8 protein-coding genes and 1 pseudogene are annotated in these 9552 nt (G+C 49.5%); 1 reads left to right on the top strand and 8 read right to left on the bottom strand.

All coding sequences use genetic code 11. From position 1 onward, the window contains the following. Nucleotides 1-140: 140 nt before the first annotated feature. The 4 genes from LQK91_RS21570 to LQK91_RS21555 all read right to left on the bottom strand — a co-directional run bounded on the left by LQK91_RS21570 (nucleotide 141) and on the right by LQK91_RS21555 (nucleotide 3080). Nucleotides 141-347: a hypothetical protein gene (locus tag LQK91_RS21570; RefSeq protein WP_231001672.1), complete on the bottom strand. Its 207-nt coding sequence runs from the start codon at nucleotides 345-347 to the stop codon at nucleotides 141-143. Between the two features lie 120 nt (nucleotides 348-467). Then, nucleotides 468-791 (bottom strand): hypothetical protein, encoded by a 324-nt coding sequence (locus tag LQK91_RS21565; protein WP_105100162.1) that lies wholly within the window; start codon nucleotides 789-791, stop codon nucleotides 468-470. Nucleotides 792-877: 86 nt separating this feature from the next. Continuing rightward, nucleotides 878-1381 (bottom strand): hypothetical protein, encoded by a 504-nt coding sequence (locus tag LQK91_RS21560; RefSeq protein ID WP_105100163.1) that lies wholly within the window; start codon nucleotides 1379-1381, stop codon nucleotides 878-880. Between the two features lie 589 nt (nucleotides 1382-1970). Next, the gene (locus LQK91_RS21555) at nucleotides 1971-3080 is read right to left on the bottom strand and encodes a DUF2634 domain-containing protein (RefSeq protein ID WP_231001671.1); all 1110 of its coding nucleotides are present in this window, start codon (nucleotides 3078-3080) and stop codon (nucleotides 1971-1973) included. Between the two features lie 733 nt (nucleotides 3081-3813). Between LQK91_RS21555 and LQK91_RS21550 the strand changes: the two are divergent. Then, nucleotides 3814-5004, top strand: a pseudogene (locus tag LQK91_RS21550) (SEC-C domain-containing protein). Nucleotides 5005-5363: 359 nt separating this feature from the next. Here the strand turns inward: LQK91_RS21550 and LQK91_RS21545 are convergent. The 4 genes from LQK91_RS21545 to LQK91_RS21530 form a co-directional block, all read right to left on the bottom strand. Beyond that, nucleotides 5364-6926 (bottom strand): DUF4041 domain-containing protein, encoded by a 1563-nt coding sequence (locus LQK91_RS21545; RefSeq protein ID WP_105100166.1) that lies wholly within the window; start codon nucleotides 6924-6926, stop codon nucleotides 5364-5366. Between the two features lie 916 nt (nucleotides 6927-7842). Next, nucleotides 7843-8208 (bottom strand): type II toxin-antitoxin system PemK/MazF family toxin, encoded by a 366-nt coding sequence (locus LQK91_RS21540; protein WP_105100168.1) that lies wholly within the window; start codon nucleotides 8206-8208, stop codon nucleotides 7843-7845. Beyond that, nucleotides 8208-8480, bottom strand: a complete 273-nt coding sequence (locus LQK91_RS21535; RefSeq protein WP_105100169.1) for an AbrB/MazE/SpoVT family DNA-binding domain-containing protein — start codon at nucleotides 8478-8480, stop codon at nucleotides 8208-8210. The genes LQK91_RS21540 and LQK91_RS21535 overlap by 1 nt, the downstream gene beginning before the upstream one ends. 143 nt (nucleotides 8481-8623) lie before the next feature. Beyond that, nucleotides 8624-9103 (bottom strand): antirestriction protein, encoded by a 480-nt coding sequence (locus LQK91_RS21530; RefSeq protein ID WP_231001670.1) that lies wholly within the window; start codon nucleotides 9101-9103, stop codon nucleotides 8624-8626. Nucleotides 9104-9552 lie beyond the last annotated feature (449 nt).

Here is a 9552-nt window from a genome sequence, read left to right as displayed (position 1 = left end):
GGCTTTACCCTATGCTGGCACAATCGTTACTCTGGATCGCAGGCATTAAAAAGCCCCTTCCGGGGCTATGGGATTCAGGCTTTCCGCTTTTTCTTCCTGTCTTACAAATTAATCCGATCAGTCTTACTGTTTCGGATGCATCACTGATAGCCCAGCGCCTTCATTATCAGCACTGTAATGGTCGCCACAGCACCAATCATGCCGGTTGAAACCGCCACGGGATACCAGAAGGTCTCACGGGTCAGCTTGCCAGCCTCTGCGTTCAGCTTCTGTGTTTCTGCCATCAGTTTGGCGATCTCCGCATTGATGCGGTTACTGTTCAGCTCATTCATATCGGTTGCCGACATCCGTCAGTTCTCCCTTTCGGGCAGGGCCGCAGCCGTTCTGCGCCCTGCTATCAGTATATCCTGCTGGCCTGTCACACTCCATGCCAGCGAACAAAATTCAGTCAAAGCAGTTAACTGCCCTTAGCTTTGCAGCCAGCGGTTAGTGATCATGCCGGGCATCAGTCGATAGCCCACGTCGTACTCCAGCACCGCCACTGGCCACTTTTCCCACAGATATATGCGCAGCCCTTCCGGCTCGTCGGTCGGCTCATGGATGACACTACACATACCCAGCTCTTCCCACGGTACGGCACTGAATCCGGCAAATGTGCCCGTTTCACAGATGTATTCGTACAAATCCATAAACTGCGCCGCCGTCAGATTGTCAGTCTCCAGCCCAGATGCGGTCACCGCAGAGACGTTTACAACCACGTTTGCGTGTGCGAGGATGCGTATATCAGACATAAAGTTATCTCCTTCGTGTTTTGATGCTGGCCGAACCGTGTTGCTGCACGCCCGGCCGTTAAGAGAGCAGGCTTATGCCTGCTTTTTTAATGCGTGTTATCCCCCGCCATTGCCAGCACGGCGCTCAGTATCAGCTCCGCGTGTTTTTTTGACGCATAGTCCCGGCACTCAAAATAACGCCCACGAATGTGCGCAAAAATATGCGTCACCTTGCCTGAATACATCTCGCTGCACTTGAACGTCTCACCTGCGGTGGTTGATTTCCAGTCCAGCGGCGGCAGCACGGTCAGCTGATCAAACCAGCGCTCCTCGGTAATTTCTTCCCACGGCCTGAAAAGACGCGTACAGAACAGTGCATCGGCCTCGGATTCGGTCATCAGCGCCATGTCGCCGTACTGCAACTGCAACTCTTCCAGCGTCTCAAAGTTGAATAACGCGACAATGCTCCCGTCTTTAAGCTCGATTGCCTGGCTGAATATCTTGCCTGTATCGACGCGCACGAATACCAGACTGTCAGCCGGTTTACCCTGGCCTTTAACCCATGTTTTGGAAGATTCTGAAGCGGCGACGTTGACGTTATGTGTGTGCATGCTGGCTCTCCTGTCAGGTGGTTAATTCATGTTTCGGTTAGTTCCTCGCGGCAAAGGGCTGAGAAGCAACGGCAGGCAGCAGATACAAGGGCGCCGCAGGCGTGCACTTCACCCTTGTATCTGATGAATGACGGTGCTTTGATTCGCCCGCCGCGTGGGACGTACCGCAACATGACCACCGCGCCGGAGATGAGCATGCACACACCCGACCGCAACGCGGGCGTCCTCAGCGGCCACGTCTTTTTGTGGCCAGTGAACGCGCCGGCGCCAGCCGGCTGCAGGGGTTGACCTGGACGTTGCCATCAGACCCTAGCCGGCAGGCCCGAACCCCGGAGGGATTCGGCGGAGCTTACCGGCACGGCCGGTTAGCGCAGTGGGGCTGACGACCCGGCAACGCCGGGAAGCCGTAGGGGGCCCTCAGGTTTTTTGCTACTAATGTCCAAAAGTGCCAGAACCGGATGAGAGAATGACGTCAGTAAATCGGGCGACAGCGTACGAGTATTACAATGAAAACTATTTGTAAAGGGCATGGGATACTTCAAACCGAGAAAACAATTAAACCGAATACATCGGTTCAAGAACATCGATTTTATTCATCGTATTTAGGTGAAAAGATACTTATCTCTTTGGTCCAGATACCGAAGCCATCAATATCAAGAGTAAACTCAATGGGTAACTTCCTGTCTTTATATTCAGATGGTATCACTCGAATATTTTTAACACTTTTCACACAATTTAATGGGGTATATTTCTTTCCTGTTATTGAGTCACAATATGGTATGCAAGATAAACGAATAACTTCTAACTTAACCAATTTATCTAGCCACGTTGTTCCATCAAATTCATGGAAAAATTGTCTTATTCGGGAGCCAAGTGTTGGATGGCGACTAATTTCACCTCTAATTGTGGAAAGGCAAGTGTATATTTTTTGAGGCAAGGCATCAAACCCCGATATCATAGCAAAGTTACCATTGCTATTTATAAATAAATCTCCTGTAGTGAACACATCGAAATCCATTGGGAGGCTATTGCAATTGATGCGTGGAGTATCTATTTCAACAGGGACGATTACTTCATAGCCATCTGGTAACTTATTTAACTTTATTGGCGCTGATATTAAGCGCCCTTCACCAATCTGGTTAACAAGAATAAATTTTTCTTCGGAAGGGATGGATTGAAATCTCTCGTTGAAAGATATTAGTTTAGATAAATCGCCAGTGAAGAAGTTGGAAAATTTTATAACCCACTCATTGCTCGAAAATCCGGCGAACTCACCAAAAGCAATAATACCTATACCTATTGCAATAAAGTCATTATGATGGGTTGATGATGGAGAACCATTAATCACTTCATTTTTAATATTTTCCTCATGGTTTCTTTTCATTTCCCTAAGAACATCTGCTGTATATCTAACTTCATCTTTATCAATCAAAACGCTATGACTCTGGCACATCCAGATACCATTACTTATGTCCTGCCTCTCAGCTGATGTTTGACTAGAATTATATCGCCTTGCTAATGGCCCGGGAGCTGCAGCATGTATGTGTGCACCTACCCCAATATTTGTGATAGATGTTAAGGATTCTTCACTGGGTCCAATAGTAAGCTGATTACAGCCGGGAAATGAGCATCTATAACCTGCCCTTTGTGCTAGTGCCCTTACAGTGGTTGGGCTGAAATTATCGCGTGTTTTAGACATGCTTAAAGCCTTTAAAAAAATACGTCTGACGGAATTATTACGCTTACTTTTCAGCAGAATTTAAAAAAAGTCAAATTGAAGATGCCTCATACGCTGCATATGAGCAGTTAAAGATGAACCCGAACAATAGGTAGATATATGATGGCTAGCAATATTTCCATTATTAAGAAGTGTACTATCAATACGTTAAGAATCGCTATTCAGTATTGATTATTGCAGTTATAAAAATTTTTAATGTCAGCTTTTCGCACATAGCGGAAAATAGGCTGCCTGTATGTGTGACTCTGCCTTCAGCCATCAGACCCTAGCCGTCAGACCCTAGCCGTCAGGCCCGGAACGCTTCGCGGTCCGGCGGAGCTTACCGGCACAGCCGGTTAGCGGAGTGGGGCTGACGACCCGGCTGCGCCGGGGAGCCGGAGGGGGCCATCAGGTTTTTGATACTTACGTCCGCTTTGTGCCAGAATCGGTCGTTTGATCGAGTAACGGTTAACATACGGGGATTGGTCATTAATGAAAGTTGATGTTGTATTGTCATGAGTGATCAACCTCAGGTTTAGGGGGAATTCACTTATAGTTGCGTGTTCACTATTGGTGGGGAAGGCCACACATCTCGGCAGCTGTACTTCGCCAATCCTTCGCACATAAGCAACACCTGATTTTAGAATAGATAGCAATAGTGGTACCAGGAAGATTTATTGCTAAGCATGTAGTAGATGATCTTTTAGCTGCAGGAGTGGTAAATTACACCTACTTTCAGTGAACGTTTTGTCAGAGCATAAATTTCGTGGAAAACGATAAAGTGAAGATAGGAAGAAATGATAAGTGCTGGTGCAATTCAGGCCTTAAGTATAAAAAATGCCATCTCGATCGAGACCGTGAAAGTCCGGTATCCAAAGCCGAAGCCCTGAATTTTTCAAAGTCTAATTCGCAGAGGAAGGCGTGTTATGCGCCAGCATCCATGCATGAAGATTGTGATAAACGCATCGTTCAGGCACACACGCTGTCTAAGAGCAGCAGCCTTAAAGCGATTGCCGATCCTAGTAATCATGTCATGGGAGTGGTAATGAACCTTCCGAGCCTGATAAGAAACAAAGGAAGATGGGTTCCCGAGAAGATCGGTATAAATCAGGCATCCACTTTCACCGGATTTTGTGCAGTTCACGACAGAGTCTTATTTTCATGCCTAGAGAACGAAAAATTTACAGGCACGGATGAGCAGTGTTTTGCCCTAATGTTTCGTTCGTTGTCTAAAGAAATTTATGCCAAGGAGGGGGGGCGGCGGTCTTCCGATTTTGCTAAAAATGCCGATAAAGGAAAGCCACAGGCCGATCAGCTTTATATTCAGGAATATGTCAACTTGCATCAAAGCGGTTTGAATGCAGCAATAAATGAACTTAGTAATCTTAAAACTAGCCTCGACCGCATTCTACTTAGCAGACAGTTTTCAGAAATTGAAAGTGTAATCTTCACTTTTTCAGAGCCATTACCCATTGCGGTTTCGTCAATTCTGTCACCAGAGAGGGATTTCGAGGGCACTGAGATTCAGGATTTGAACGATCTTAACGTGCCGGCGGAACAGATCTGCTTCAATGCTTTTTCCGGCGAAGGTAAGGGATATATAGTGTTCAGCTGGCTAGGAACTTCAGCAATTATCAGACGTTTTATACGATCACTGATTAAGATTCCAGCAGACAGGATTTTCAACACTCTCCTGTATTTTTTCTTCACAAAAGCTGAAAATACATACTCATCTCCTGACTGGTGGGACAGCCTCAGTGATAAACAGCGAGAGAATATCGGCAATATGATTATGTCGGGTGTTGAATTTTTTGGAAGCCCTATATCACGGGTCGATCATTCCATTGATTATAATGCTGCTGCGCTTACAGAGATAAGATGCAGCAACAGCGAGATTTCCAGCTGAATTTTTCACGCCATTAGAAAAAGGGGGGAACTAACCAGTCGTCCGAGAGTCTGATAAGTAAGATTGCATCTCCTGCTTGACCAGCTCTCCCCGATAATTCACACAGAATGCTATTGTTATTCGTAATGTCCGCTTTGTGCCAGGAGCGGACATTGCAGATACCAGCCAGTTGGCTATTAAGTTCTAACTCGCTGAACCGAGTGTTTTCAGTGAGAGCTTCTAAAAGCCATAAAAAGTACGCCGTAGGAATTCTAAAAATTAATGGCTTGTTTTAACAGAATGCTTACAAGCCTTTCCTCTCCGTTACTAGCTAAACGAAAAAAACCTGCCTTTTAGGCAGTTTTTTTTCGTACCGGGGATTAAATAGCTTCTGCAAAGCGTGGCTGTTTCTTCTCAACTTCAACCGGCATCGCAAGAGCGTCAGCCTTTTGTTTCCGCATTGCCACCGTCTCATGATAGTGCTGTGCGGTCGCCGTCTCAATGAAGTCCACATCATCACCCGCCACATCAAATACGGCTGCTTTAATGTCTTCCAGACTCACGTTAAAGAATTCTTTGCGTCTGTTGATGAGGTTAGTGCGATTTTCAGCGAAATGCTGGTGCAGGGCATATTCCATTGCCGGTGCATCTTCACTGTGGATCATGGCATGGATATCAAATAGGAACGGCACCGATGCACTACCCAGCTCGTCAACGCGGTCTTGAGGGTCAAGGCGGCGTGTCATTCCAATTTTAAAGACATTCTCACCAAAAGAGCCGATGTTAGAGATAACGTAAACGTGGCCCCGCTTGGTCTGTTGCGCCATGCTCAGGGCTTTTAGTCCTTTCAACTCGGCTTCGGTCAGCGCCTCTTGAAGGGAATCGATCTTCTCCTGATACTTTTCGGCCTGAGCGGCGGTCATTTTTACCAGTTTTTCATTCATTTCTTTCCGAGCTTTATCCAGGGCTTTCTGGGCGCGGCGTTCTTCTTCTTCAGCCTCACGAATAGCACGGTCGATCTCTGCCTGGGCTTTGCGTTCCTCGGCCATCTGGACGCGGATTTCGCGTTGTTCTTCTTTTTCTTCCTGCTTTTTGGCCCGGTATTCATAGGTTAAACGCAGTTCGGTCAGCTTTAGATCCAAGAAGGCATGATTAATGTGGATCTGGTTTACTTCATTGAGCTTGTTCAATACTTCAAAAGCTTTGTAGATGCGCGATTCCATGGTGTTGATGTTTTTAAAAGTGACGTTGGCAATGGCCGCATCACATTCACCGTTAAAGGCGCGGGCAGTCATGTTTATGCCTCGCGTGGTCATTTTATTCCCTTCGGCCTTTGAACCACTTACCGTCCATTCTGTGGTGCAATAAATGGCCCCAAAAGTGGTCTTGTTGCGAAGCAAATCTTTCTGCTGCTGCCGATTGCTACGGATAGATGTCTGGAACAATTCAGACGTATCGAAATCGAAATGCGGCGCGTAGAAGCCCATTTCTGCAAAATCCATATCTTCTTTGTAGATAGAAAGCGCAGACTCCAGCTCGTCATACGTGATTTTCTTACTGGCGTAAGAAGCGCGCAGGGTTTGGATCTGTTCTTCAATTTCGACTTTTTTTGCGAGCTGCAGGGCAAAGGTTTGCTGAGTCTCATTACTCAGTTTTTCGGCAGCCGTGCGGGCATCTTCTAAGACCGCATTGGCTAAGTCAGTAATAAACTTCGCGTCTGTTTCGCTTACTGAAATGGCGGTGGCTGCTTCCGTCTTTGCTTGAGTCACGATGCGCGCCGCTTCACCTTCAGCATCAATAATGACGGCATAACGCGCCAGCTGTGCTGCCTTATCGGTAGAATCCGCCCTTGCTGTTTTCAATTTCTTCGCGGTAACAAGTAGGGCGGCTAAAATGCCCACAAAAGCGATAGCCCCTGCGATGGAGTAATACATAATATTCATTGAGGATAACCTTGGTGAGTGCTTTTACCGGCGCACCGGACTACTGCGGGGGAATATGACTCCAGCATTTTCTCAGCAATAGTATTAGTGACATTCCAAATATTTTGTTATTACTGACAATCATCACCAGTTGGTGGCGAGCCTCCAGTATAATGAGAAAAATCCTATGGCGGAAGTGATTATGATCGAATGATGACTTGGTCACCGTTAATTAACCCATATCAATGTCAATAAAGCCTTCAGCAGTGGTTAGAGCTACTGCGTACTTCCGCTTCTCGCTCATAGCGGACCTCAGCTCAGTTAGCTTGTCCGCTTTGTACCTTTGCCGTTCGCCATCAGACCTTAGCCGTCAGGCCCGGAACGCTTCGCGTTCCGGCGGAGCTAACCGGCGCAGCCGGTTAGCGCAGTGGGGCTGACGACCCGGCAGTGCCGGGGAGCCGGAGGGGGCCATCAGGCTGTTTATGTCTTTGACGTTCAGGGACAGGAAGCCGGAGAAGCAGTTGCAGCACAGCAGGAGAACAAAGAGCAGCACGAAGCAGAGAGAGAAGACGGAGAGACAGCATCCCGGAGAGAGAAAGCGCAGGCGAAGGGAGATAGGAGGTGCGTCAGCACCGTCTTTTTCCGGCCCGCAGGGCCGCCCGCTTTTAAGGCGGTGCCCAATACCGGCACAATTATCCTTCCCGATTGCGGGCATAAAAAAGCCCCGGCTGGGGCTTTCATTGCTGTCAAGCGCGCCATCAGCACACCTTACTTTCCTTAACAGCCTAATGATGCTCATGATCAGAATCATGCTGCCGACAGTAATACTCGCAACCGTAAACATCTCGTCGTGAAGCGGTTCACTGACTAGGGCAAAATCATTGCCTGTCGGGATAACATCTTCTGGCGTGGAGTAAAGCCATCAACCTGCAACAATCTAACGCGGATCAATAAGATCAACCACTAGGGACAGTATCTCATCCATTATGTGTGGCTCAACCGTAGCAGCATAGCTTGCCCTGCGCGCTGTCAAATCGAGTGAGCGAAGCTGGTAGCACAGCGCCACGCCGGTCACTTTTCCTGTGTCCGTGCTGTTGCCGTCCAGATATACGGTCACTCCCTGCGAACGGGACGCGCCACCACCACTTGTCACCGGCACGCAAACCGCCGTTCCCAGCGCTGCTACCAGCTCGCGCTTAGAGATAACCAGGTAGTAATGCGGCCCTTTAAATTCGCGGCCTTCCACCGGATCACCGTTAACGTGCCAGATTTCTCCTTTCTGCGGTACTCTCCTTGAAACCATCAGATAAGCTCCCTGCCCTGCGGCGCATCATTCAGGCCGTCAGCGGTTTCTTCGTTGTAGCCCTGAATTTCCTGCTGATCGATACCGGCCAGCAGCTGCGCCACGGTGCGACGACCGCGCGGTACGCGCGCAACCGGCACAATGTTCACGGATTCGCCCTCTGCGGTCACGTCCAGCTCGATGCCAACCGTCCAGCCCGCTCTTGCAGCGATGTCGCTCGGTATAGTCAGCACGACGGCCCCGCCCTGCTGACGAAGTCTTGTTGATGCCATATCCCCTCCGTTGTGTGACTTAGTCACACACACTTTACCACAGAGTGACACTAAGTCACACTTCCAAGGCGATTTTTTAATCATAATGTTTCTCTCATCCGGGAATATGAGCGCGGACGGCCTGCGCCCGCGCACTCCTTAACTCAGTCAGCAGCCATGCACACGGTGCCGCATTCTTTCAGCGTCAGGCCGTATTCCCACAGGTCACTTTCAAGCTGATTAAGCCTGACGATCAACGAATCATTGCCGTTTTCACTCCACGCCTGCCAGGCCAGGCACTTCAGCACAGTCAGCATGGCGCTGACGCCTGCGGCCTCGGCCGACATTTCGGCGCTCAGGTCCCTGGACAGGAGCTGAAAGCGTTTTTTACCCTCGAACCCCGGCACGGCAAAGCAGCCGCCGTTGCTGGTGTAAAAATACTCCCAGTACCCGCCCGCGTAGTCCTGACAGTGGGACTGCATCCAGTGCGTGAGTAATTGCGGGGCTTTCGGCGCCAGACGACCGAAAAAATCTTCAAAGAACGTCACGCGTTGACTTGCGGGCACCAGTTGCGCACTGACGTTTTTTTCTCCTGATGATTCTTTAGATTCTGAAGCCGTGGTGTTGACGTTCTGCTGTGACATGTTGTGTCTCCCTTGTGGTTTAAGTGATGTTTCTCTGAGTTCCTCGCCGTGAGGGCAGAACGGGCGACCGGGCATCAGGCTGAACGCAGGGGGAAACGTCAAAGCCGCAGCCCGAAGGGACCGGGTGCAGCCGTTTAGCGCGCGCCCCTTGCGTGAAGACGCCCGGGTGCCAGGTTTCTGCACGGCGAAGGGGCTTAGGAGAACAAAACAGAACGCGGAAGAATGAACAGGGCACAGCCCCGGAACGGCACGCCACGGTGCCGGGCCGGTCCTAAGCGGCCACGTCCCTTTGTGGCCAGTGAACGCGCCGGCGACAGCCGGCTGCAGGGATTGACCTGGCAGTTGCCATCAGACCCTAGCCGTCAGGCCCGGAACGCTTCGCGGTCCGGCGGAGCTTACCGGCGCAGCCGGTTAGCGCAGTGGGGCTGACGACCCGGCAACGCCGGGGA

This window comes from Pantoea sp. MHSD4, from assembly GCF_021043305.1.
GTDB lineage: Bacteria > Pseudomonadota > Gammaproteobacteria > Enterobacterales > Enterobacteriaceae > Pantoea > Pantoea eucalypti.
This window is presented reverse-complemented; position numbering and strand designations above follow the sequence as displayed.